Annotated in this window: 22 protein-coding genes; 16 read left to right on the top strand and 6 right to left on the bottom strand. The window is 62.5% G+C overall.

From position 1 onward, the window contains the following. Positions 1–66: 66 nt before the first annotated feature. Together ACI3KW_RS18400 and ACI3KW_RS18405 are read right to left on the bottom strand one after the other, a co-directional pair. Positions 67–339 carry a BrnA antitoxin family protein gene (locus tag ACI3KW_RS18400; protein WP_113123557.1) on the bottom strand — a complete coding sequence of 91 codons (273 nt, stop codon included), beginning with the start codon at positions 337–339 and terminating at the stop codon, positions 67–69. Next, positions 320–610, bottom strand: a complete 291-nt coding sequence (locus tag ACI3KW_RS18405) for a BrnT family toxin (protein ID WP_404849294.1) — start codon at positions 608–610, stop codon at positions 320–322. Before ACI3KW_RS18405 ends, ACI3KW_RS18400 begins: the two co-directional genes overlap by 20 nt. Positions 611–768: 158 nt before the next feature. Here ACI3KW_RS18405 and ACI3KW_RS18410 point away from each other — a divergent pair, with 158 nt between their 5' ends. The 4 genes from ACI3KW_RS18410 (at position 769) to ACI3KW_RS18425 (ending at position 6,340) form a co-directional block, all read left to right on the top strand. Further along, a complete protein-coding gene (locus ACI3KW_RS18410; protein ID WP_404849295.1) occupies positions 769–1,506 on the top strand; it encodes a PadR family transcriptional regulator in 738 nt (245 codons plus the stop codon). 92 nt (positions 1,507–1,598) lie between these two features. After that, positions 1,599–4,529, top strand: a complete 2,931-nt coding sequence (locus tag ACI3KW_RS18415; RefSeq protein ID WP_404849296.1) for an FAD-binding and (Fe-S)-binding domain-containing protein — start codon at positions 1,599–1,601, stop codon at positions 4,527–4,529. Positions 4,530–4,612: 83 nt separating this feature from the next. Next, positions 4,613–5,806 carry a class I SAM-dependent RNA methyltransferase gene (locus ACI3KW_RS18420; RefSeq protein WP_404849297.1) on the top strand — a complete coding sequence of 398 codons (1,194 nt, stop codon included), beginning with the start codon at positions 4,613–4,615 and terminating at the stop codon, positions 5,804–5,806. Between the two features lie 111 nt (positions 5,807–5,917). After that, positions 5,918–6,340, top strand: a complete 423-nt coding sequence (locus ACI3KW_RS18425; protein WP_404849298.1) for a hypothetical protein — start codon at positions 5,918–5,920, stop codon at positions 6,338–6,340. Here the strand turns inward: ACI3KW_RS18425 and ACI3KW_RS18430 are convergent. The 3 genes from ACI3KW_RS18430 to ACI3KW_RS18440 form a co-directional block, all read right to left on the bottom strand. Next, positions 6,337–7,161, bottom strand: coding sequence for a sugar phosphate isomerase/epimerase family protein (locus ACI3KW_RS18430; protein ID WP_404849299.1), 825 nt, complete (start codon positions 7,159–7,161; stop codon positions 6,337–6,339). The two genes, ACI3KW_RS18425 and ACI3KW_RS18430, sit on opposite strands and share 4 nt — an antisense overlap. After that, positions 7,161–8,330 (bottom strand): dihydrodipicolinate synthase family protein, encoded by a 1,170-nt coding sequence (locus ACI3KW_RS18435; RefSeq protein WP_404849300.1) that lies wholly within the window; start codon positions 8,328–8,330, stop codon positions 7,161–7,163. Before ACI3KW_RS18435 ends, ACI3KW_RS18430 begins: the two co-directional genes overlap by 1 nt. A 156-nt stretch (positions 8,331–8,486) precedes the next feature. Further along, positions 8,487–9,638: a Gfo/Idh/MocA family protein gene (locus ACI3KW_RS18440; RefSeq protein WP_404849301.1), complete on the bottom strand. Its 1,152-nt coding sequence runs from the start codon at positions 9,636–9,638 to the stop codon at positions 8,487–8,489. A 212-nt stretch (positions 9,639–9,850) separates the two neighbouring features. On the opposite strand from ACI3KW_RS18440, the gene ACI3KW_RS18445 reads away from it, so the two are divergent. The 12 genes from ACI3KW_RS18445 to ACI3KW_RS18500 all read left to right on the top strand — a co-directional run bounded on the left by ACI3KW_RS18445 (position 9,851) and on the right by ACI3KW_RS18500 (position 22,362). Then, complete coding sequence (locus ACI3KW_RS18445; RefSeq protein ID WP_162740454.1) at positions 9,851–10,513, top strand: TetR/AcrR family transcriptional regulator; 663 nt, start codon at positions 9,851–9,853, stop codon at positions 10,511–10,513. A 254-nt stretch (positions 10,514–10,767) separates the two neighbouring features. After that, on the top strand, positions 10,768–12,060 hold the full coding sequence (locus ACI3KW_RS18450; protein ID WP_404849302.1) for an ABC transporter substrate-binding protein: 1,293 nt from the start codon (positions 10,768–10,770) through the stop codon (positions 12,058–12,060). 63 nt (positions 12,061–12,123) lie between these two features. Further along, positions 12,124–13,413 carry an ABC transporter substrate-binding protein gene (locus tag ACI3KW_RS18455; protein WP_404849303.1) on the top strand — a complete coding sequence of 430 codons (1,290 nt, stop codon included), beginning with the start codon at positions 12,124–12,126 and terminating at the stop codon, positions 13,411–13,413. A 2-nt stretch (positions 13,414–13,415) separates the two neighbouring features. Next, a complete protein-coding gene (locus ACI3KW_RS18460; protein ID WP_113123568.1) occupies positions 13,416–14,357 on the top strand; it encodes a carbohydrate ABC transporter permease in 942 nt (313 codons plus the stop codon). Between the two features lie 34 nt (positions 14,358–14,391). After that, positions 14,392–15,237, top strand: a complete 846-nt coding sequence (locus ACI3KW_RS18465) for a carbohydrate ABC transporter permease (protein WP_152558318.1) — start codon at positions 14,392–14,394, stop codon at positions 15,235–15,237. A gap of 4 nt (positions 15,238–15,241) precedes the next feature. Beyond that, positions 15,242–16,261, top strand: coding sequence for a Gfo/Idh/MocA family protein (locus ACI3KW_RS18470; RefSeq protein WP_404849304.1), 1,020 nt, complete (start codon positions 15,242–15,244; stop codon positions 16,259–16,261). Then, positions 16,258–17,343, top strand: a complete 1,086-nt coding sequence (locus ACI3KW_RS18475; RefSeq protein ID WP_404849305.1) for a Gfo/Idh/MocA family protein — start codon at positions 16,258–16,260, stop codon at positions 17,341–17,343. The genes ACI3KW_RS18470 and ACI3KW_RS18475 overlap by 4 nt, the downstream gene beginning before the upstream one ends. Before the next feature lie 11 nt (positions 17,344–17,354). Continuing rightward, positions 17,355–18,413: an ABC transporter ATP-binding protein gene (locus ACI3KW_RS18480; protein ID WP_404849306.1), complete on the top strand. Its 1,059-nt coding sequence runs from the start codon at positions 17,355–17,357 to the stop codon at positions 18,411–18,413. A 404-nt stretch (positions 18,414–18,817) separates the two neighbouring features. Further along, positions 18,818–19,150 (top strand): ArsR/SmtB family transcription factor, encoded by a 333-nt coding sequence (locus ACI3KW_RS18485; protein ID WP_404849307.1) that lies wholly within the window; start codon positions 18,818–18,820, stop codon positions 19,148–19,150. Then, positions 19,147–19,566, top strand: a complete 420-nt coding sequence (locus ACI3KW_RS18490) for an SRPBCC domain-containing protein (protein ID WP_404849308.1) — start codon at positions 19,147–19,149, stop codon at positions 19,564–19,566. Before ACI3KW_RS18485 ends, ACI3KW_RS18490 begins: the two co-directional genes overlap by 4 nt. Positions 19,567–19,590: 24 nt before the next feature. Next, positions 19,591–20,013 (top strand): iron chaperone, encoded by a 423-nt coding sequence (locus tag ACI3KW_RS18495; protein ID WP_404849309.1) that lies wholly within the window; start codon positions 19,591–19,593, stop codon positions 20,011–20,013. A gap of 96 nt (positions 20,014–20,109) precedes the next feature. Beyond that, complete coding sequence (locus ACI3KW_RS18500) at positions 20,110–22,362, top strand: ATP-binding cassette domain-containing protein (RefSeq protein ID WP_404849310.1); 2,253 nt, start codon at positions 20,110–20,112, stop codon at positions 22,360–22,362. Here the strand turns inward: ACI3KW_RS18500 and ACI3KW_RS18505 are convergent. After that, positions 22,359–22,823 carry a glutathione peroxidase gene (locus ACI3KW_RS18505; RefSeq protein ID WP_404849311.1) on the bottom strand — a complete coding sequence of 155 codons (465 nt, stop codon included), beginning with the start codon at positions 22,821–22,823 and terminating at the stop codon, positions 22,359–22,361. The two genes, ACI3KW_RS18500 and ACI3KW_RS18505, sit on opposite strands and share 4 nt — an antisense overlap. Positions 22,824–22,884: the final 61 nt, after the last annotated feature.

Raw genomic sequence — 22,884 nt, forward strand, 5'->3', positions numbered from 1 at the left:
CTTGGGGAAGAGGTCGGCCCGCTTGGGCCGGGTGAGGGCCTTCCCTTTGTCATTCAGCCAGGCGCGTCAGCGCTTGGACGCCTCTGCCAGATCCCGCTCGATCAACATGCGCACGTAGCGCGTGAATGGTACGCCCTTGGTGGCCGCCCGGTCCTTGAGGGCGTCGAGCAGGGATTGCGGAATGCGCATATTGAGCGCCGCTGCCTTCTTTTCAAATTCGAAACGTGTCGGCTTGAAGCCGGATAGATCGTATTCGCTGAGATCGGCCGTCTCGACAAAAGCCTCCGCCTCTGCATCGCTCGATAGCACCGGCATGGCCTTAAGTTTGTCCTTGCTCATAGCGTCTGATCTCCTTGTCATGCATGTAGCGGGCGCTGATCGGACGGATGAATAGCCCGTTCTCGCGCTGCCTCAGCGTAAAGGCAGCAAATACATATCGGCCCGAGGCAACTTTCCCGATGGCGCGATAACGAAGCTCGCCCGTTTTAGGATCTGGGTAAACACCCGGCTCGCCGACAAACAGGCTCTCTATCTCATCCTGCGATACGCCGTGCTTGCCGCATTTGGGCCAGTTGCCGTCATCCCAATCAAGGCCCGCAATCGTTAGCATCAGCTATTTATGCATTTGTGTAGGCAAATGCAATACGCCAGAGCAAATTCGCGCACACAACACCCCACCAAAAACAATCGTAAGATATATCTTGAAATCGCCACGAACCACGCCGATCTTAGCTGTCAACGCAATCCAAGATATATCGGAGACACATTATGGGACAATATTGGCGCGATGGAGAGCCCAATTGGCGTCGGCTTGAAGCCATGGCCCGCCGCAGTTGGGGACAGTTCGCCGGCGGCGTCGGCGGCGATGGCTGGGGCAATATGGGCGGCAATTTCCGCATCGGGCGCATGCTTGCCTCGGGCGATCTGCGGCTGGTGGCGCTCTATCTCATCGAGCAGCAACCCCGCCATGGCTATGATCTGATCAAGGCCATCGAGGAAAAATCGGGCGGCTTCTATTCGCCCAGCCCCGGCATCGTCTATCCGGCGCTGACTTTCCTTGAGGAAGCCGGCTACGTGACCTCGCAGGCCGATGGCAATAAAAAGCTCTATACCATCACCGATGAGGGCCGCACCCACCTGGCCGATAATCGCGAAGCCATTGAATCGACCCTGTCATTCCTGGCCAAAGCCGGCGAGCAGATGAACCGCTTCCGTGAATTCGCCAAGGCCGATTGGCCGTTCAACCGCGAACAGGGCCCCGATGCCGGCAACCATCCACATCACCGCGGTCGTGGCTTCGGCTTCGGTCCCGGCGGCCATGAGCCCGCCGCCGATCGCGACCTGCGCGATGTCGTGCCCGAGCTCAACGATGCCCGCCGCGATCTCAAGGCCGCGCTCAAAAAGGCCCGCGCCGGCTCGCCCGAGCAGCAGCGCGAAGCCGCCGATATCCTGCTCCACGCCGCCGCCCAGATCGAGGCGCTTGGCGAAGACGACGTCGATATCTGAGCAAGCAATGGGGCGTCGTAACGACCGGCGCCCCATAATACCTATCTAATACCTCTTCCGCTCTTGCCAGCTGACATGTTAGCCTCGCCACCATGCAGCAAGCCGTCCTCTCGCCCTCCCCCGTCCATCAGCCCACGCCCGATCGCATCGCGGCCGGCGAGCGCCTTGTCGCCCGCCTCAAGGGGCAAATTGGCGGGCGCATGTTCACCGATCCTTTGATGACCTATGCCTGGAGTGGCGACGCCAGTTCCTACCGGCTGGTGCCGGCCGCCGTGGTCTTCATCAATTCCGAGGATGAGGTGCGCGCGGTGATCAAGGCCTGTCGCGCCGAGCAGCTGCCGCTGACCTTCCGCGCCGCCGGCACTTCGCTGTCGGGCCAGGCCGTCACCGATGGCGTGCTGGCCGTGTTGGGCGATGGCTGGCGCAAGCTCGATATCCATCCCGGCGCTGACCAGATTACGCTGGGGCCGGCGATCATCGTCGCCCAGGCCAATGCCGCGCTCAAAAAATTCGACCGCAAGATCGGCCCCGATCCGGCCAGCCAGGCCACCTGCAAGATTGGCGGCGTGGTCAACAATAATTCCTCGGGCATGTGCTGCGGCGTTGCCCAGAACACCTATCACACCATGGCGCGCCTCCGGATCGTGCTGGCCGATGGCACCGCACTCGATTCGGGCGATCCCGCCTCCTGCGACGCCTTCCGCATCAGCCACGCCGCCATGCTCGACGCCATCCACGACCTGCACCATCAGGTCATGGCCGATCCCGACCTGGTCGCGCTGATCAAAAAGAAATACCGCATCAAGAACACGGTCGGCTATTCGCTCAATGCGCTGGTCGATTATCACGACCCGCTCGATATCCTGATCCACCTCATGGTGGGCTCGGAAGGCACGCTCGGCTTCGTTTCCGAAGTGACCTACAATACGGTCCCCGAGCATCCCTTCAAATCGACCGCATTGGTGCCCTTTCCGGACCCTTATGCTGCTGCCAGTGCTATCAGTGTGTTAGCCAATAACGGGGTGCAGGTGACAACTGGTGTCACCGCCGCCGAATATATCGAGCGCCGCGCTTTGGCTACGGTGGAGCATCTCGCCCCCATGGCGCCGCTGCTGCCCTGGCTCACCGAAACCTCCCCCGCCGTGCTGATCGACGTCACCGCCCCCACCGCGCAAGAGCTTGCAACAGAAGTCGAAAAAGCCGTTGCCATCCTCTCGGCCAATGGCGCGACCCATATCGATTTTTCGACCGACGAAGCCCGCTCCCACGCCCTTTGGGACATCCGCAAGGGCTTCTTCGCCTCGGGCGGCGCTGCCCGTCCCAAGGGCACCTCCATGCTCACCGAAGACGTGGCCGCACCCATCGAGCGGCTGGCCGAATTCGTCATCGCCATGCGCAACTTGCTCGACGACCACGGCTATGAAGATGCCATCATTTTCGGCCACGCCTTGGCAGGAAACCTGCATTTCCAGATGAGCGACGATTTCGCAGCGCCCGGCGCAGCGGAAAAATTCGATATGTTTTCCAAGGCTCTGTCCGATCTGGTCTCGATCCAGTTCGGCGGCTCGCTCAAGGCCGAGCACGGTACCGGCCGCGCCATCGCCCCCTTTGTCGAGGCCGAATGGGGCTCCAAAGCCTATGGCCTCATGCACCAGATCAAGGCCCTGTTCGACCCCGAAAACCTGCTCAATCCCGGCGTGCTGCTCAATGCCGATGCCAAGGTGCATATCAAGAACCTCAAGGTCATGCCGCTGGCCGACGAATTGGTGGACATGTGCATCGAATGCGGCTTCTGCGAACCGGCCTGCCCCAGCCACCAGATGACGCTCTCGCCCCGCCAGCGCATCGCCGTCACCCGCGAGCGCGAACGCCTGCGCGCCACCGGCGAAGACCCCGAACGGCTGGCGATATTTGACCGCGATTTCCAATATCCGGGCCTAGACACTTGCGCGGCCTGTAACCTCTGTTCCCTGCGCTGCCCCGTCGGCATCGAAACCGGCACCATGATCATCGGCCAACGCGGCCAGCGGCGCGGCAGCACATCCCGCTCGGTCGCCGGCTTTGCTGCCGATCACACCGGCAGCCTCGAGGCCTTTATGCGCGGCGGCGTTGCCTTGGCCGATGTCTCGCGCACCATCATCCCCGCGCCCGCGCTGGAGGCCATCACCGAAACCGCCCGCCGCGCCACCGGTAACCGCATTCCGCGCCTCTCCCGCGCCCTGCGCCACGGCCCCGGCGCGCCCAAGGCACCAGCGAAAATCTCACGCGATGATCCGCGCGACACCGGCTTCCCCGTACCCATTGCGCAAGGCGACCGCCAAAGAATCGTCTATTTTCCCTCCTGCGCCAGCCGCATGTTTGGAACGCCACAAACGGATAAAAACCTGCTGCCGGTTACTGACGCCATGCTGGCTTTGCTCGATCGGGCCGGGTTTGATGTCACCATGCCGGAGCATCTGAATGGTCAATGCTGCGGCCAGCCCTTCCAGTCCAAGGGCTTTCCCGAACAGGCAACTGAGGTGGGCGGCGCGCTCAAGCGCGAACTCTCCGCCCTCAGCGATGGCGGCGCGATATCGGTCGTCACCGACGCTTCCACCTGCGCCAAGCATCTCAAGGAGTTCCCCGGCGATGCGCCGGTGCTCGATTCGGCGCAATTCCTCGTCACGCATGTGCTGCCGCGCCTGACCATCACGCAGAAGCTGCCGACGGTCGCGGTCCATCACAATTGTTCGGCCCAGCGCCTCAAGGAGCAACCCTCCACCGAGGCCATCGCCCGCGCCTGTGCCGAGGATATTGCGGTGCTCAGCTCCGTCACGTGCTGCGGCTATGCCGGCGACAAGGGCCTGTTCTTCCCCGAACTCAACAAGCACGCCACCCGCTTCGCCAAAAACGACATACCGGCAGGCTGCACGCTGGGCGTGTCGACCGTCTCCACCTGCGCCTCGGGGCTCAGTGAACATGCGGGCGTTCCGTTTGTCGGCTTGGCGAGCCTGCTCGAATGGGCGAGCCGGCCGCTGCATTAAGCCGGGGAGGGGGCTCAAAACCCCCGCCCTTCACACGCCGCCCGCAAAAGGCTACTGAACCCGTCAGCAAGCCCCGGACGTTCATGACCATCACCACACACATTACCAGCCTCGGCCATAAGGGCGAGGGTGTCACCGAGATCGACGGTTTCAAGATCTTCGTGCCGCTGACCCTGCCCGGCGAAATGGTGGAGATCACCGCCGATGGCGATCGCGGCACGCTGGTCTCGGTGCTCGAGCCGGCGGCCAACCGCATCACCCCATTCTGCCCGCATTTCGGCGCCTGTGGCGGCTGCCAGCTGCAGCATATGGACAGAGCGAGTTACGAGGCATTCAAGATCGGGCTAGTCGAAACGCCACTGCGCTTTGCCGGACTGGACCACCAGGTCACCCGTTTTATCGACGCCGCCGGCAATGGCCGCCGCCGCGCGACGCTGCATGCCCGCAAGGAAGGCGCCGGCTATATGCGGCTGCGCAGCCATCAGGTGCATGACCTCGATGCCTGCCCGATTCTGATGCCTGAACTGGCCCGCGCGCCGGACATTGCCCGTGCCGTCATGGCCGCTGTGGGCGAAGCCGACGTGAGCTTTACCGCCAGCGTCACCGGTCTCGACGTCGCCGTCCGCACCGAGAAAAAACAGGCCCGCGCCGATCGGCTGCAGCCGCTGGTCGGCCGCTTCCGGCTGGCGCGACTGGCGCTCAATGGCGAAATGATCCTGCAAGCACAGGCCCCCATCATTGCCATGGGCCGCGCTCAGGTCGAGCTGCCCATTGGCAGCTTTTTGCAGGCCACCGAAGCCGCCGAAACCATCCTGTCCGACTACGTCCTCAACGCCGTCGGCAAGGCCAAGAGCGTGGCTGATCTGTTCTGCGGCATTGGCCCCTTTGCCCTGCGGCTGGCCGAGCAGCGGCCGGTTTCGGCTTTCGACAGCGACAAGGCTAGCATTCTGGCGCTCGATAAGGCGCGCCGCTTCACCAAGGGCCTGCGCGAAATCACTGCCAAGCCGCGCGATCTGTTCCGCGATCCGCTCACCCGGTTTGAATTGCCTTATGAGGCAGTGGTGCTCGACCCGCCTCGTGCCGGCGCCGAGGCGCAGGTGCGCGAATTGGCCAAGTCCAAGGTGAGAACCGTGGTGATGGTCGCCTGCGATAGCAGAACTTTCGCCCGCGATGCGGCGATCTTGGTGGGGGCCGGCTATGCCATGAGCGATCTGGTGGCGGTGGACCAGTTCACCCAATCCACCCATATCGAAATCGCGGCGACCTTCCGCCGCTGATCATCACATTGTCACGGCGGGCGCAACCCTTGCCACCGGACTGCGTTGGGAAACCCATCAAGCAAACAAGCGACTGCGTGGGGCGGGCGTTGTTGTGAATGGAGCAAACCCATGCAATTTCTGAAAACTGGTCTTGTCGCCGGCCTGCTCTTGGCCACGTCCATCCCCGCTTTCGCCCAGGATGCAGCGCCCGCGGCCGAAGGCGAGGCAGCCCTTGCGGCCGATCCCAGCGGGGATTTTGTCGATGAATACGGCACCTCGTTCAGCTTCACCCTGTGCGGGGAATCCGGCACCGATCTTTGTGGCGTGCTGACCAATCTCGAGGGTGAATCGGCCACCGAGGAAAACCTGGCTTTTGTGGGCAAGCAGGTGATGCAGGCCCAGCAAACCGCTCCCAATGAATGGAAGGGTTCGCTGAGCGCCGGCGGGCTGACCGCCGATGCCACCATTACCCAGACCGGCCCCGATACGATCGAAATCCAGGGTTGCCGCGCTGGCATTTTGTGCCAGACGCTGGCCTATAACCGGGTCTAGCAGACCGTGGCGACGCGGTCCTTGATCACGGCGAGGACCTCGTCGCCCGGGCGTTTCCACCAATTGTCGGCGGAGAAGATTTCCACTTCCTGCGGCCCAAAAAACCCGGCATCTTCAATCATTTGGCGGATGCCTGGCAGGTCGATGACGCCGTCGCCCATCATGCCGCGATCGAGCAGCATGTCCTTGGTGGGCACCAGCCAATCGCAGATGTGGTGGGCGAAAATCCGGTTCATGCGGCCGGCGCGGGCAATGGCCTGGGCCAGCCTTGGGTCCCACCAGACATGGTAGACGTCAATGGCGACGCCGACGGTTTCGCCCAGCGTTTCGCAGATATCGAGCGCCTGATCGATGGTGTTCACGCAGGCGCGGTCGGCGGCATACATGGGGTGCAGCGGCTCGATCGCGATCTTGACGCCCGAGGCTTTGGCATGGGGCAGCATGGCGGCGATACCGTCGCTGACCATCTGGCGGGCACCTGCTAAGTCCTTGGAACTCCCGGGCAATCCACCGACAACCAGTACGAGGCAATCGGCATTAAGCGCGGCCGCTTCGTCGATGGCCCGTAGATTGTCGTCGATATTGGCCTGCCGTCCGGCGGCGGTTTCAGCGGGGAACATGCCGCCGCGGCAGACGCCGGTGACCTGGATTTTGTTGTCGCGAACGATGCGGGCGGCTTCGTCCAGACCAATGGCGGCGATCTGGTCGCGCCAGGGGGAAATGGCCGTGATTCCGGCTTTCAGGCACCCGTCCACGGCTTCCTTGAAGCCCCAGACCTGGCGGGTGGTGGCCAGGTTCAAAGAGATAGCACGCTGGGTCATTATGCTAACACACTGTTAACGTTGAGCACCGCAGTCATGCGCTTTACGGCCAATTCCGGGTCACTCAAAACCCGCGCCTTGTCAGCGAGCCGGAACAGCTCGCTCAAATGCTGCACCGAGCGGGTCGATTGCTGCCCGCCGATCATCTGGAAGTGGTCCTGCAGGCCATTGAGATAGGCGAGGAAGACCACGCCGGTTTTGTAGAACCGGGTGGGGGCGGCAAAGATATGCCGGCTGAGCGGCACGGTGGGTTCAAGCAGGTCGAAGAACTTGTTGCTATTGCCACGGCCCAGCGCAGCCAGCCCCGCCGAGGCGGCTGGGGCGATGGCGTCGAAAATGCCGAGCAGGGCGTGGGAATAACCCTGATCATCGCCAGCGATCAGTTCGGCATAGTTGAAATCATCTCCGGTATACATCTTGACCGAAGCGGGCAGGCGGCGGCGCATGGCGATTTCCTTTTCCGCCGAGAGCAGGGAAATCTTGATGCCGTCCACCTTGTCGGCATTGGCGGCGATGACGTCGAGACAGACATCCATGGCGGCGTCATGGTCGACATTGCCCCAATAGCCGGCCAAGGCCGGATCGAACATTTCGCCCAGCCAATGCATGATCACCGGCTGCTTCACCTGGCTCAGGATGCGGCTATAGACCTTGGCGTAGTCGTCGGGTGACTTGGCGGCGGCGGCCAGCGCGCGGCTCGCCATCAGGAGGACGCGGCCGCCTTCGGCTTCGACAAAGCCGACCTGTTCTTCATAGGCGGCGATGATCTGGTCGATCGTGACATCGGGGCCGGGCGCGAGATGGTCGGTGCCCGCGCCATAGGCGATGAGTGCGTCGTCGCGAGTGCGGGCTTCGGCCTGGGCGCGGCGGATCAATTCCTGCGCGTCCGTCCAGGTCAGGCCCATGCCGCGCTGGGCGGTGTCCATGGCTTCGGCGACGCCGAGACCGAGATCCCAGAGGCGATGGCGGAATTTGAGGGTCGTGTCCCAATCGATGGCTGGCGTAAGCCAAGGATCGTTGTTCGCCAGCGGATCGGCCACCACATGGGCAGCGGCGTAGGCGATGCGGTTGAAGTCACTGGCCTTGTGCTTGACGAAGGGGATGGGCTCCCCGGTGAGCGTGTAGGGCGTGATGGAACGGTCTGGATTGGGCAGGTTGATGCTGGTCATGGTGCGCCTCTTGAAGGCCCCCTCACCCGGCGCTGCGCGCCGACCTCTCCCCCAAAGGGAGAGGTGAAGAGGGCACATGGACTGGTCTTGCGACACCTCTCCCTTTGGGGGAGAGGTCGGCCCCTTGGGGCCGGGTGAGGGGGCCTTTGGCCCCTCTTAGAATTCCAGCTTCGGCACGTCGAGCCAGCGGCGTTCGGCCCAGCTTTTGAGGCCCAGTTCGGCCAGCTGCACGCCCTTGGCGCCGGCTTCGAGGCCATAGTCCCATGGCGCGTCTTCGGCGACATGGCGGAGGAACATTTCCCACTGCGCCTTGAAGCCGTTCTGGGCCGGCCAATTGTCCGGCACTTCTTCCCAATCGTTGAAGAAGTTCATGGTCTGGGGCTGGTCGGGGTTCCATACCGGCTTGGGCGTGTTGACGCGATGCTGGCTCCAGCATTTGTGAAGGCCCGCCACGGCCGAGCCATGCGTGCCATCGACATGGAAGGTGACGAGATCATCGCGGCGGACGCGGGTGGTCCAGCTCGAATTGATCTGGGCGATCACCCCGCCTTCCAGCTCGAATGTGGCATAGGCCGCGTCGTCGGTATCGGCCTTGTAGCGGTTGCCCTTCTCGTCGACGCGCTCGGGAATGTGCGTGGCGCCCAGGCACGAGACCGCCTTGACCTCACCGAACAGATTATCGAGCACATAGCGCCAGTGGCACAGCATATCGAGGATGATGCCGCCGCCATCGGCCTTGCGGTAATTCCAGCTCGGGCGCTGGGCGGGCTGCCAATCGCCCTCGAACACCCAATAGCCAAACTCGCCGCGCACCGAGAGGATGTCGCCGAAGAACCCGGAGTCGCGCAGCATCTTGAGCTTCATCAGCCCAGGCAAAAACAGCTTGTCCTGCACCACGCCATGCTTGAGGCCGGAGGCGCGAGCGGTCTTGGCGAGGTTGACGGCGATGTCGAGGGAATCGCTGGTCGGCTTTTCGCAATAGACATGCTTGCCGGCGGCCAAGGCCTTTTCGATCAGGCTGGCGCGCATCAGCGTGGTGCCGGCGTCGAAGAACACTGTGTCATCGGGGTTGGCGAGAGCTGCGTCGAGATCGCTGCTCCAACGGGCAATATTGTGCTTCTTGGCCAGCCGCTCGATCTTGTCGGCGTCGCGGCCGACAATGATCGGGTCGACGATCAGCCGGTCGCCATTGGAGAGCGCAATGCCGCCCTGGTCGCGAATGGCCAGGATCGAGCGCACCAGGTGCTGGTTGTACCCCATGCGGCCGGTCACGCCATGCATGATCAGCCCAAGCCGTTGTTCCGCCATCCGAAAATCCTCCCAATCAGGCATTCTGTGTAACTGTTTAGTTACTTAGGTACACGGGGCGCTGGCATGCCGTCAAGATGGCATTATGCGATTGCGAAGCTGTATCCGCCGTATGGGCCGCTGGGCACGGCCTTTACCCCAGGCGCTGGCGCTGCTATCTGATGAGGGCAAGGCCAGCCGGGGTAACCGGTCCGTTCACACAGCGAGGCTCCATGGATCAGCGGCTGACACAGCCGGCGCCGCCAGCCAAGCGGGCGCGCAATTCGAGCAAGACCAAGGCCGATATCCTGGTCGCTGGGCGGGCCGAATTTGCCGAACGCGGCTTCGAGGGGGCGCGGGTCGATGCCATTGCCGAGCGGGCAGGGGCCAACAAGCGGCTGCTCTACCATTATTTCGGCAACAAGGAAGATCTCTACCGGGCGGTGCTGCTCGATGCCTATCAGGAGATCCGGCGCGGCGAACGGGCGTTGAGCCTGGATCAATTCGGGCCGGTCGACGCTATGGACCGGCTGGTGCGTTTCACCTTCCGCCATTTCCTCGCCAATCCCTGGTTTCCACGCCTGTTGGGCACGGAAAATATCGAGAATGCCAGGTTTCTCAAGACCTTGCCGGATATTCAGGCGCTGCATTCCCCGCTGGTCGGGCAGATCACTACTATCTTGCAGCGCGGCGCCGAGGCAGGGATTTTCCGCCGCGATGTGGATGCGGTGCAGCTCTATATCTCCATCGCAGCGCTGGGTTTTTTCTACGTCTCCAACATGGCGACGCTGTCGGTGATCTTTGCGCGGGACCTGGGCGGCGTGGCCATGCTGCAGGAGCGCGAAGCGCAGGCCGTGCAGATGGTGCTCGACTATCTGCGCACCCAACCCAGCTGACCCGGAACGGCCGCAAATTCCCGCAAATTATTTGCCGTAGCGGTGGCACCCGGCTCACGAAACATTGCGCAAATGCGCTATTTCCTTGACCTTTCATCCGCTTTATTCTTCCATACAAGAACGGCGCGGTGTGACTTGACTTCGGACCGAGACTGACACAGTGTTGTAACTAGTTGGTTATTTAGCGACGGGGAGGTCGCTAGCGACGTTTCGCCCGCAGGCCGGGCGATATCTGCATCATGGGAGGAAAAAACATGACACTTCGATTCGATAGACGGCAGTTTCTGCTCGGCAGCTCCGCACTGGTCGCAGCTGGCGCCGTCGGCGTAATGCCGGCCTGGGCCCAGGCGGCCAATCTGCGCCTGACCTTCTGGGGCGGCCAGGCCCGCGCCGATCGCACCTATGGGGTGACCGACCTTTATGAGGCGGCCAATCCCGGCACCACGATTGAAGGCGAATTCCTGGCCTGGAACGATTACTGGCCCAAGCTGGCCACCCAGACCGCGGGCGGCAATGCCCCCGATATCATCCAGATGGATTATCGCTACATCGTCGAATATGCCAAGCGCAACGCCATCGCCCCGCTCGACGAATTTGTCGGCGGCGCGCTCAAGCTGGATGGCTTTGACGAAGACCAGCTCGAAGGCGGCAAGGTCGATGGCATGCTCTACGGCATTTCGCTGGGCGCCAATTCGGTGGCCGCTCTGGTCAATACCGTGGCCTTCGAAGAAGCCGGCGTGGAAGTGCCCACCAATGCCTGGACCTATGATGACCTGATGACCATGGGCGAGGCCTTCAAGTCGGCCAATATCCGTGGCGGCATGAAAGTGATTGCCGACGGTTCCTATTCCGAGCCCATGCTCGATAACTGGCTGCGCCAGCGCGGCAAGGCGCTCTATACTGCCGATGGCAAGCTCGGCTTCGAGGAAGCCGACGCCATTGAATGGTATACGCTGTGGAACAAGCTGCGCGATGCCGGCGTCTGCGTTTCGGCAGAAGACCAGGCCATCGATACGGGCGCAGTGGAAACCACCATGCTGGTGCTGGGCAAGGCGGCCATCATGCCGTCCAACTCCAACCAGCTGGTCGGCTTCCAGGCCATCATGAAAGACAAGCTGGGGATGAACGGCTATCCGCGCATCGCGGCTGGCGTCGGCGGCGGTCACTACCGCAAGCCATCCATGTTCTTCTCGGTTTCCGGCAGCTCGGCCAACAAGGAAGCGGCTTCCGCCTTCCTCAGCTATTTCGTCAATGACCCCGAAGCTGCCAAGCTGCTGGGCGTCGAGCGCGGCATTCCCTGCATCGCGGCAACCCGTGATGTCGTGGCGCCGACGCTGGACGAGCAGAACCAGCTGGCCCTGAACTTCGTGGCCAATCTGGGCGACCTGCTTGGCCCGCTGCCGCCACCCCCGCCGGCCTCGGCTGGTGAAATCGATGCTTCGCTGATCCGCACCCTGGGCCAGGAAGTCGGCTTTGGCGCCAAGACGCCCGAGCAGGCTGGCCCTGAACTGATCAGCGGCGCCAACGCTATCCTCAGCCGGTCCTGATAACCGGTTTCGCCGCGCGCCAGTTTGGCGCGCGGCATTTTTATAAGCCTATGGAGTTTCAGCATGGTATCGGTCGCCAACAGACGGCAATTTCTTTTGGCCGGTTCGGCCCTTGTGGCGGCAAGCGGTCTGGGCGGACTGCCCGCCTTTGCCCAGGATACCCGGCTCCGGCTGGTGTTCTGGGGCAGCCAGGCCCGTGCCGACCGCACCTATGGGGTGACCGATCTTTATACTGGTGAGCATCCTGGCCTTGCCATCGAGGGCGAATTCCTCGGCTGGGCCGACTATTGGCCCAAGCTCGCCACCCAGACCGCGGGCGGAAATGCCCCCGACATCATGCAGATGGATTACCGCTATATCGGGGAATATGCCCGTCGCGGCACCCTGGCTCCGCTCGATCAATATGTCGGCGCCGGGCTCGATATCGCTTCGATCGACGAAGACCAGCTACATAACGGCACCATTGACGGCAAGCTGATCGGCATTAGCCTGGGCGTTGCTGCGGGCGCTGCGGTTTATAATGCCAAGGCGCTGGCCGACGCGGGGATCGAGATCGATCCCATGGGCTGGACCTATGACGACCTCAAGACCAAGGGCGCGGCCTTTGCCGAAAGCACCGGCGGCGCTGTGGCCCTGGCGCCCGATGGCAGCGGCATCGAGCTATTGTTCGAGAACTGGCTGCGCCAGCAGGGCAAGGCGCTTTATACCGCCGAAGGCCAGCCGGCCTTTGCCGCCGAAGACGTGACCGCCTGGTTCAAGCTTTGGGCCGAACTGCGCGAGGCGCGCGCCATTGTCAGCCCCGACGAGCAGGCCATCGATGTGGGCAAGCTCGAAACCTCGCCATTGGTGCGCGGCAAGGCGGCGATGAATTTCACCACCTCCAACCAGCTCGTCGCCTATCAGACGCTGGTGCCCGATCCTTTGGGGATCGCCATCTATCCGGCGACCAAGACCGGCTCGACCGGCGGGCATTATCGCAATTCCTCGCAATATTTCGCCATTTCGGCCGGCTCGGCCGCGCCCGAACAGGCGGTGGAATTCATCAATTTCTTCGTCAATTCGCCCGAAGCCGCAGCCCTGCTCGGCGTCGAGCGCGGCGTGCCGGCGTCCTCCGCCATGCGGGCGGCTCTGGCGCCATCGCTGGACGAACGCAGCCAGCAGGCGGTACGCTATATCGACCAATTGGGCGCCATTGCCGGCCCCGTGCCGCCGACCCCGCCGGCCGCCGCCGGCGAAATCGAAGTGGCGCTCAAGACCAAGAGCCAGGAAGTGGGTTTCGGCATGCAATCGCCTGAAGACGCCGGCCCCGCCTTTTTCGACGAAGTCGTCGCCACCCTTGCGCGGGCAGCCTGATCATGGCGGTTCACACAGCAATCGCTACACCGGCCGGGCAGGCACAGCGCCCCTCGGTCTGGTCGCGCATCTGGCAGAATGATGCGCCCGGCTACCTGTTCCTGCTGCCCTGGTTCATCGGCTTTTTCGGCCTCACCATCGGGCCGATGATCACCTCATTCTATCTCAGCTTCACCAATTTCGACCTGTTGCAGGCGCCCCAATGGGTGGGCGCCAACAATTACATCCGCATGTTCACCGCCGATCCCAAATTCTCGGCCTCGATGCGGGTGACGCTGTTCTTCGTGGTCTTCTCGGTGCCGCTCAAACTGGCCTTCGCGCTGGCCGTGGCCATGCTGCTCAATCGCGGCATCAAGGGCCTGCCCATGTATCGGGCGCTGTTCTATTTACCGAGCCTGCTCGGCGCTTCAGTGGCCATCGCCATTCTGTGGCGGCAGATCTTTGCCGGGGACGGCCTGGTCAACAAGCTCCTCGCCATGTTCGGCATTATCGGCCCCAGCTGGATTTCCAATCCCAATTATTCGCTGTGGACGCTGATTATCCTATCCATCTGGCAGTTCGGCTCGCCGATGATCATTTTCCTCGCCGGCCTGCGCCAGATTCCGCAGGACATGTATGAAGCGGCGAGCCTCGATGGCGCCAGCAAATGGCGGCAATTCGTCAAGATCACCCTGCCGCTTTTGACCCCGGTCGTGTTCTTCAACGCCATCATCCAGACCATCGAGGCGTTCAAGAGCTTCACCCCCGCCTTCATCATTTCGGGCGGCACCGGCAATCCGATCAATTCGACGCTGTTCTATACGCTCTACCTCTACCAGGAGGCCTTCGGCTTCTTCCGCATGGGCTATGCCTCGGCGCTCGCCTGGGTGCTGCTGGCGCTGGTCGGGCTGTTCACGGCGTTCTCCTTCCTCACCTCCAAATACTGGGTGCACTATGACGATTAATGCCCCCGCCAAATTGACCGTGGTGACCGAGGGCATGCCCTCGCCGCTGCGCCGCCGCACCACCTCGATCATCGTGCATGTGCTGCTGATTGGCGCATCCATCCTGATGCTCTATCCGCTGCTCTGGCTGCTGGCCGCCTCGTTCCGGCCGGAAAACGAGATTTTCACCTCGGCCAGCATCTGGCCCTCAAGCTGGAGTCTGGATGCCTATTTCCGTGGCTGGAATGGCTTGCGCACCGGCTTTGGCACCTTCTATCTCAACAGCTTCATCATTTCGGGCCTGTCGGTCATCGGCAATGTGCTGGCCTGTTCCATGGCGGCATTCGCCTTCGCGCGGCTGAACTTCAAGTACAAGAACTTCTGGTTCGCCATGATGCTGATGACCCTGATGCTGCCCTATCAGGTGACGCTCATCCCCCAATATGTGCTGTTCCGCCAGCTTGGCTGGGTCAACACCTTCCTGCCGCTGGTCGTGCCCAAATTCCTTGCCGCCGACGGCTTCTTCATCTTCCTCATGGTGCAGTTCTTCCGCGGCCTGCCCAAGGAACTGGATGAGGCGGCGCAAATGGACGGCTGCTCGCCCTGGCGCATCTATTGGCGCATCATCATCCCGCTCTCCATGCCGGTGCTGGCGACCGCCGCCATCTTCACCTTCATCTGGACCTGGGACGATTTCTTCGGTCCGCTGATCTATCTGGGCGAAATGCGCCAATATACGGTCATGCTGGGCCTGCGCACCTTCACTGACTCGACCGGGGAAAGCGATTACGGGGGCCTGTTCGCCATGTCGGCGCTCTCCCTTGTGCCGATCTTCCTGTTCTTCCTCTTCTTCCAGCGACTGCTCATCGAAGGCATCGCCACCACCGGTATGAAACGCTAGGCTCATGACTGACATCAAATTTGCCGCCATCGGCATCAATCACGCCCATATCTACGGCCAGGTGGAATGCCTCAAGCGCGCGGGGGGCCAATTCGTGGCCTTCCATGCGGTGGAAGACGATCTGGCCGCGACCTTCTCGGAAAAATTCCCCGAGGCAAAGCGCGTTGCCGATCCCAAGGAAATCCTTGAAGACGCTTCGATTGCCGTGATCACCACGGCCGCCATTCCCGCCGACCGCGCCGCCATTTCCCTGGCCGCCATGCGCCACGGCAAGGATGTGCTCTCCGACAAGCCCGGCATGACCACCTTTGCCCAGCTCGAAGAAATCAAGCAGGTGCAAAAGGAAACCGGCCGTATCTATGGCGTGCTCTATTCCGAGCATTTCGAGGTCAAGGCCACCGTCGAAGCGGGGAACCTCGTTGCCCAGGGCGCCATCGGCAAGGTGATCAATACGGTGGGCCTGGGCCCCCATTCACTGCGGCTCAACAATCGCCCCGAATGGTTCTTCACCCGCAATCGCTATGGCGGCATCCTCACCGACATTGCCAGCCACCAGTTCGAGCAATTCCTGTTCTTCTCGGACGCCATGGATGCAGAAGTGGTTTCCGCCAGCGTCGCCAATCGCGGCCATCCCGACAAGCCGGGCCTGCAGGATGTGGGCGATGTCCACCTCAAGGCCGATGGTACGTCGGGCTATATCCGCGTCGACTGGTTCACCCCCGAGGGCCTGCCCACCTGGGGCGACGGGCGCCTGACCATTCTGGGCACCGAAGGCTATATCGAGCTGCGCAAATATATCGACATTGCCGGCCGCCCCGGCACCGATCACCTGTTCATCGTCAACAAGGATGGCCCCCGCCATATCGATTGCTCGACCACCGACCTCCCCTTCGGCCGGCAATTCCTCGATGACGTGCGCAACCGCACACAAACCGCCATGCCGCAGGAGCGGTGCTTCAACGCCATGAAACTGGCGCTGACCGCCCAGCAATTGGCCGAACGCGGCACGGAGTGGGCACAATGAGCCGGGTTTTCAACGTCGCCATCGTCGGCGTCGGCATTGGCCGCAGCCACCTGGTCGAGGGCTATGTGCCCAATGCCGATAAATACAAAGTGCTGGCGCTCTGCGACCTCAATGTCGAGCGCATGACGCCCATCGCCGATGAATTCAACGTCGAGCGTCGCATCACCAATTTCGACGACATCCTGGCCATGGACGATATCGACATCATCGATATCTGCACCCCGCCCGGCCTGCACTATCCCATGGTCATGGCGGCGCTGAAGGCCGGCAAGCACGTGATCTGCGAAAAGCCGCTGGTCGGCTCGCTGGCCCAGGTCGACGAAGTCATTGCCCAGGAAAAGATTTCCAAGGGCAAGCTGATGCCGGTGTTCCAATATCGCTTCGGCGATGGCATCGAGCAGGCCAAGGCCATTATCGATGCCGGCATTGCCGGCAAGCCCTTTGTCGGCACGGTGGAAACCATGTGGCGCCGCGGCCCCGATTATTATGCCGTGCCCTGGCGCGGCAAATGGGCCACCGAACTGGGCGGCGTGCTGATGACCCACGCCATCCACCAGCATGACCTGTTCACCTATCTCATGGGCGACGTGAAGCGCCTGTTCGGCCGGGTCGCCACCCGCGTCAACGCCATTGAAGTGGAAGATTGCGTCACCGCCAGCCTGGAGCTGGAAAACGGCGCGCTGGGCAGCTTTACCGCCACGCTGGGCGCGGCCGAGGAAATCACCCGCCTCTTCCTCACCTTCGAGAATGTCACCTTCGAAAGCGATTACGAAGCCTATAATCCCGGCGCCAAGCCGTGGCGCATCCAGCCGCGCAATCCCGAGACGGCGGCCAAGATCGAAGCCCTGCTCAAGGACTGGAAGCATGTGCCCTCGCGGTTCGAGACGCAGATGGCCCGCTTCCATGCGGCTCTCTTGGGTGAGGCGCCGATGCCGGTGACCTCGGCGGATTCGCGCCGGGCACTCGAGCTCGTCACTGCCTTCTACCATTCCTCGACCACCCACGAAGATGTGGCCCTGCCCATCGCGTCCGACCATCCGCGTTACCAGAGCTGGGTTCCGCCCCAGTTCCGCGCTGCCTGAGGAGACAAGCCATGTCGACAAATATCGAGCTGCGCAAACTCGTCAAAGCCTATGGCGATATCGAGGTGATCCACGGGATCGACCTCACCATCAATCCGGGTGATTTCACCGTGTTCGTCGGTCCCTCCGGCTGCGGTAAATCCACCCTGCTGCGCATGATCGCCGGCCTTGAGCCGATCACCGGGGGCGACCTCTTGATCGACGGCCAGCGCATGAATGAAGTGCCCGCCGCCCGGCGCGGCATTGCCATGGTATTCCAGTCCTATGCGCTTTACCCGCATATGAATGTCTACCAGAACCTGGCTTTTGGTCTCGAAACCGCCAAGACCCCCAAGGCCGAGATCAAGGAACGCGTGCAGCGCGCTGCCGAAATCCTGCAGATCGTGCCGTTGCTGCAGCGCAAGCCCAAGCAGCTGTCCGGTGGCCAGCGCCAGCGCGTCGCCATCGGCCGCGCCATTGTGCGCGAGCCCAAGATCTTCCTGTTCGACGAGCCGCTGTCCAATCTCGATGCCGAACTGCGCGTGCAGATGCGTGTCGAGATCGCCAAGCTGCACAATGATCTGGGAAACACCATGATCTATGTGACCCACGATCAGGTCGAGGCCATGACCATGGCCGACAAGATCGTGGTGCTGCGCAGTGGCGTCATCGAACAGGCCGGCGCCCCGCTCGAGCTTTATAACAATCCGCGCAACCTGTTCGTCGCCGGCTTTATCGGCTCGCCCAAGATGAACTTTTTGGCGGCCAAGGCCGAAGGCAGTGGCCTCAACACCGCCGGCAATAGCGTGGCCCTGCCGCGCAATATCGCCGGCGCAACGACGCTGGGCATCCGCCCCGAACACATCACCCTCACCGAAGGCTCAGGCATCAAGCTGGCCGAGGTCAAGGTGGACCTGGTGGAAAGCCTGGGCGGCCAGACCGTGGTCTACGCCACCACGGCCGACAAGCAATCCATGACCATCGTGCTCGAAGGCCAGCGCCAGGTCGAGCTGGGTTCGACGGTGACGGTGCATGCCGATCCCTCGCGCATTCACCTGTTCGACGCGCAAGGCAATGTGATCCTGGGGTAAGAAGCCACGACTTAGTCGCCCTCTCCTTTGAGGGGCGGGGCGCTTGCACGGAGCTGGACAAGCCACGATCCGCCTCCCTCCCCCTTGAGGGGAGGGATTGAGGGTGGGGGTGTCGGACTATCCGCCAGCTCAGAATTCGTGGAGAGCTCGACACCCCCACCCTAGCCCCCTCAAGGGGGAGGGAACAGATTGGGGCTCTCCGTCGCAACCCAAGTGCCCCAACAGACCCCATCCTGAGCTTGTCGAAGGACGAGGTCGTGGCACCTTGCCTCCACTCACCCCACCGCGTGGTTCGTGGGGCTCACCATGAGTTCTCCTCGGGACCGATTGCCTCCGTAGTCCCACCCTTGACTCATTCATACCTCTCCAGCTATACAAAAACCCATAGCCCACGAGGTATGGATTTGTCCCAGTTAGCACCGGCGCCGGATGTGATCTTCAGAACGCTTGCCGATCCGACGCGGCGGGCGCTGTTTGAGCGGCTGTGCCGGGAAGGCGAGATTACGGTGGGGGCGCTGACCGCCAAGGCGGGGGTGTCGCAGCCGGTGGTGTCGCGGCATTTGGGGGTGCTGAAACAGGCCGGGCTGGTGCGTGATCGCCATGAAGGTCGGCAGACCCATTACCGGGCCCTGCCGGGAGCATTGGCGCCCTTGGTCGACTGGAGCAGCGAAATGGCCAGCTTTTGGGACGGCCGGTTCGATGCGCTCGAAAACCTGCTCGACAGGATGGACCAATGACCACGCCCCCCATTCGTACCGTCGTGCTGGAACGCGAATTCACCGCGCCGCCGGAGAAAATCTGGCGCGCGCTGACCCAGCCCCATCTGCTGGAGGAATGGCTGATGCAGACCGATTTTGAGCCGGTCGAAGGCCGGAAGTTCACCCTGCGCAACCAGCCCCGGCCCGATGTCAGCGTGGTGATCGATTGCCAGGTGCGGACGATCGAGCCGCACAAGACCCTGTCCTATAGCTGGGACGCGTTCGGGCTGGAAAGCGTCGTGACCTTCACGCTGGAGCCCACTGCTTCCGGCACGCGGCTGCGTATGGAACAAACCGGTTTCCGGCCGGATCAGGACCTGGCTTTCAAGGGCGCGCAGGCGGCCTGGAAGCAATTCGCGGCCCGGCTCGACGTGTTGCTGACGCGGCTCGATTGACCCCAAAACCCAAGGAGAACGCATATGGCCACTAGTAAAAAGAAGGTCTTTTCGGAGGCCGAACTCGAGGCGATGCAGGACGCCAAGGTCGAGCGCAAGAAGGGCAAGAAAGCCGATGGCGAGGCGGACCTTCTGGCCAAGGTCGCCGAGATGAGTGACAGCGACCGCGCCATCGCCGAGCGCCTGCATGCCCTGGTCAAGCAGAACGCCCCCGAGCTGTTGCCCAAGACCTGGTATGGCATGCCGGCCTGGGCCAATGCTGCGGGCAAGATCGTGTGCTTTTTTACCGCCGCCGACAAATTCGACACGCGCTATGCCAGCTTCGGCTTCAACGAGGCCGCCAAGCTCGACGACGGCACGATGTGGCCGACCGCATTCGCCATCACCAAGCTAACCCCGGCCGATGAGGACACGCTTGCCGCGCTAATCAAAAAGGCCGTCGGCTGACCAAAAAACGTCGGGGCCCATGTCGAAATTGGGCCTGCTGACGCGTCATGTCAGCAGGATGCGGCAAGCTCGCGTCACCCATCAAGAGGATAACCCGTGACCCCTGCCGACTACGGTTCGATCATCATCCGCGGTGCCCGCGAGAATAATCTCAAAACCGTCTCGCTCGACATTCCCAAGCGCCAGATCACGGTGTTTACCGGCGTGTCGGGCTCGGGCAAATCCTCGCTGGTCTTCGGCACCATTGCGGCGGAAAGCCAGCGGCTGATCAACGAGACCTATCCCAGTTTCGTGCAGCAATTCATGCCGCGCTATGGCCAGCCCGATGCCGATCAGCTGGAAAATATCTCGGCCGCCATCATTGTCGACCAGCAGCGGCTGGGCGGCAATTCCCGCTCCACTGTCGCCACCGTGACCGACGCGGCGCAGATGCTGCGTGTGCTGTTCTCCCGGCTGGGCGAACCCCGGCTCGGGCCGCCCTCGCTCTATTCATACAATGATCCGCGCGGCATGTGTGCGGAATGCGAGGGGATCGGGCAGGTGGCGGCCATGGATATGGCGGCGGTGATCGACGAGAGCAGATCGCTCAATGAAGGCGCGCTGCTGCCCAAGGATTTTGCCGTCGATAGCTGGTGGTGGGAAATCTATAAGAATTCCGGCCTGTTCGACATGGAAAAGCCAATCGCCCAATTCAGCCCGGAGGAGCGCGAAAACCTGCTCCATCTCGATGATGGCCGCAAGATCAAGGTCGGCAAGATCGGGCTGACCTATGAAGGCGTGGTGGCCAAGCTCAAGAAGGGGCTGGGCGCCAAGGACCCCGAAAGCCTGCAGCCCCATGTGCGGCTTGAATACGAGAAGATTTTCACCCGCCAGACCTGCCCCGCCTGCCACGGCGCCCGGCTCAATGCACAGGCCTTGGCCAGCACGGTCATGGGGCACAATATTGCCGAGCTTTCGGCCATGCAGGTGAGTGAGCTCGCCAAGCTGGTGCGCAGCATGGAGGCGCCGCAGGTCGGGCCCATGCTGCAGGCGCTGGTGCTACGGCTGGAAAATCTGGTCACCATCGGGCTGGGCTATCTCAGCCTGGATCGCGAAAGCTCGACGCTGTCGGGCGGGGAAAGCCAGCGCGTCAAGATGGTGCGCCATCTCGGCTCCTCGCTGACCGACATCACCTATGTGTTCGACGAGCCCTCGGTGGGCCTGCATCCGCACGATGTCGGGCGCTTGGCCGGACTGATGCAACAGCTGCGCGACAAGGGCAATACCGTGCTCATTGTCGAGCACAAACCCGACATGATCGCGATCGCCGATCATGTGGTGGATATGGGCCCCTTCGCCGGCAGCAACGGTGGGGAAATCGTCTACGAGGGTGATTTTGCCGGCCTGCTGACCTCGGGCACGCTCACTGGCAATCACATCAAGAAACACCAGCCCATCAAGGACACGGTGCGCAAGCCCAGCGGCGAGCTCACCATCGCCCATGCCCGGCTGAACAATCTCAGGGATGTCTCGGTGACCATCCCTCGTGGTGTGCTGACCGCCGTGTCCGGTGTTGCCGGCTCCGGCAAGTCATCGCTGATCCAGGGCTGCCTGCCGCTGGCCTATCCCGATACCATCATTATCGACCAGAACCTGGCCCGTGGCTCGCGCCGCTCCAATACGGCGACCTATACCGGCATTCTCGATGCCGTGCGCAAAGCCTTCGCCAAGGCCAATGCGGTGGAGGCCGCGCTGTTCTCGGCCAATTCCAAGGGCGCTTGCCCGGACTGCAATGGGCTGGGCGTGATCTATACCGATCTGGCGCATCTGGACCCGATGGTCACCACCTGCGAGACCTGCGAGGGCAAGCGCTTCCTGCCTGAAGTGCTGGCCCATCATCTGCGCGGCAAATCCATTGCCGAAGTCTATGAGATGAGCGTCAGCGATGCGGTGGCGTTCTTCACCGAGCCGGCCATCGCCAAGATCCTGGGGGGCCTCGACGATGTGGGGCTGGGCTATCTCACGCTGGGCCAGCCGCTGTCGACCCTGTCGGGCGGGGAACGCCAGCGGCTTAAGCTGGCGGCGGAGCTGGGCAAAAAGGGCAATATCTATGTGCTCGACGAACCCACGACGGGCCTGCACATGAACGATGTCGATACCCTGATCGGCCTCTTCGACCGGCTGGTCGATGCCGGCTCGACGGTGATCGTCATCGAGCACAATCTGGATGTCATCTCCCGCGCCGATTGGGTGATCGACCTGGGCCCCGGCGCCGGCCAAGATGGCGGCCGGGTGCAATTCGAGGGCGTGCCCTCCGACCTGGTCAAGGCCGGTCACTCCCTGACCGGCCAGCACCTGGCGGCGCGCTAGAGGTGCTGTTCCACCTCCGGCACGAGGTCGGCGGGCAGCACGGCGGGGGCGAAGCGCGCGGCGACCTGGCCGTCACGGCCGATGAGGAATTTGGCAAAGTTCCACTCGATATCGCCGGGGTGCTCTTGCTTGAGCCAGGTGTAGAGCGGGTTTTCGCCTGATCCATTGACCTCGAGCTTAGCGAACAGCGGGAAGCTCACGTCATAGGTCACCGAGCAGAATTCGGCGATCTCTTCGGCCGTGCCCGGCTCCTGCCCCATGAACTGGTTGCAGGGAAAGCCCAGCACGACCAGGCCCTGATCCCGGTAGCGCCGATAGAGCGCCTCCAGCCCCTCATATTGCGGGGTCAGCCCGCATTTGCTGGCGGTATTGACGATCAGTACGGGCTGGCCGGCATAGGCGGCAAGCGGCTGGGGCGTGCCATCGAGCAAAGGAAGGGTGAAATCGGCGAGCTGGGTCATCGAAATATCCGGGAACGAGTCGGCTGCCAGCATAGCGGCTCGCGCGCGGCACGAGAAGGCG

It is taken from the genome of Devosia sp. ZW T5_3 (assembly GCF_044987315.1).
Taxonomy (GTDB): Bacteria; Pseudomonadota; Alphaproteobacteria; order Rhizobiales; family Devosiaceae; genus Devosia.

What these genes read in the sequence shown, in the direction of transcription:
- ACI3KW_RS18400 (WP_113123557.1), bottom strand. Translation starts at nt 339, where the DNA reads ATGAGCAAGGACAAACTTAAGGCCATGCCGGTGCTATCGAGCGATGCA.
- ACI3KW_RS18405 (WP_404849294.1), bottom strand. Translation starts at nt 610, where the DNA reads ATGCTAACGATTGCGGGCCTTGATTGGGATGACGGCAACTGGCCCAAA.
- ACI3KW_RS18410 (WP_404849295.1), top strand. Translation starts at nt 769, where the DNA reads ATGGGACAATATTGGCGCGATGGAGAGCCCAATTGGCGTCGGCTTGAA.
- ACI3KW_RS18415 (WP_404849296.1), top strand. Translation starts at nt 1,599, where the DNA reads ATGCAGCAAGCCGTCCTCTCGCCCTCCCCCGTCCATCAGCCCACGCCC.
- ACI3KW_RS18420 (WP_404849297.1), top strand. Translation starts at nt 4,613, where the DNA reads ATGACCATCACCACACACATTACCAGCCTCGGCCATAAGGGCGAGGGT.
- ACI3KW_RS18425 (WP_404849298.1), top strand. Translation starts at nt 5,918, where the DNA reads ATGCAATTTCTGAAAACTGGTCTTGTCGCCGGCCTGCTCTTGGCCACG.
- ACI3KW_RS18430 (WP_404849299.1), bottom strand. Translation starts at nt 7,161, where the DNA reads ATGACCCAGCGTGCTATCTCTTTGAACCTGGCCACCACCCGCCAGGTC.
- ACI3KW_RS18435 (WP_404849300.1), bottom strand. Translation starts at nt 8,330, where the DNA reads ATGACCAGCATCAACCTGCCCAATCCAGACCGTTCCATCACGCCCTAC.
- ACI3KW_RS18440 (WP_404849301.1), bottom strand. Translation starts at nt 9,638, where the DNA reads ATGGCGGAACAACGGCTTGGGCTGATCATGCATGGCGTGACCGGCCGC.
- ACI3KW_RS18445 (WP_162740454.1), top strand. Translation starts at nt 9,851, where the DNA reads ATGGATCAGCGGCTGACACAGCCGGCGCCGCCAGCCAAGCGGGCGCGC.
- ACI3KW_RS18450 (WP_404849302.1), top strand. Translation starts at nt 10,768, where the DNA reads ATGACACTTCGATTCGATAGACGGCAGTTTCTGCTCGGCAGCTCCGCA.
- ACI3KW_RS18455 (WP_404849303.1), top strand. Translation starts at nt 12,124, where the DNA reads ATGGTATCGGTCGCCAACAGACGGCAATTTCTTTTGGCCGGTTCGGCC.
- ACI3KW_RS18460 (WP_113123568.1), top strand. Translation starts at nt 13,416, where the DNA reads ATGGCGGTTCACACAGCAATCGCTACACCGGCCGGGCAGGCACAGCGC.
- ACI3KW_RS18465 (WP_152558318.1), top strand. Translation starts at nt 14,392, where the DNA reads ATGCCCTCGCCGCTGCGCCGCCGCACCACCTCGATCATCGTGCATGTG.
- ACI3KW_RS18470 (WP_404849304.1), top strand. Translation starts at nt 15,242, where the DNA reads ATGACTGACATCAAATTTGCCGCCATCGGCATCAATCACGCCCATATC.
- ACI3KW_RS18475 (WP_404849305.1), top strand. Translation starts at nt 16,258, where the DNA reads ATGAGCCGGGTTTTCAACGTCGCCATCGTCGGCGTCGGCATTGGCCGC.
- ACI3KW_RS18480 (WP_404849306.1), top strand. Translation starts at nt 17,355, where the DNA reads ATGTCGACAAATATCGAGCTGCGCAAACTCGTCAAAGCCTATGGCGAT.
- ACI3KW_RS18490 (WP_404849308.1), top strand. Translation starts at nt 19,147, where the DNA reads ATGACCACGCCCCCCATTCGTACCGTCGTGCTGGAACGCGAATTCACC.
- ACI3KW_RS18495 (WP_404849309.1), top strand. Translation starts at nt 19,591, where the DNA reads ATGGCCACTAGTAAAAAGAAGGTCTTTTCGGAGGCCGAACTCGAGGCG.
- ACI3KW_RS18505 (WP_404849311.1), bottom strand. Translation starts at nt 22,823, where the DNA reads ATGACCCAGCTCGCCGATTTCACCCTTCCTTTGCTCGATGGCACGCCC.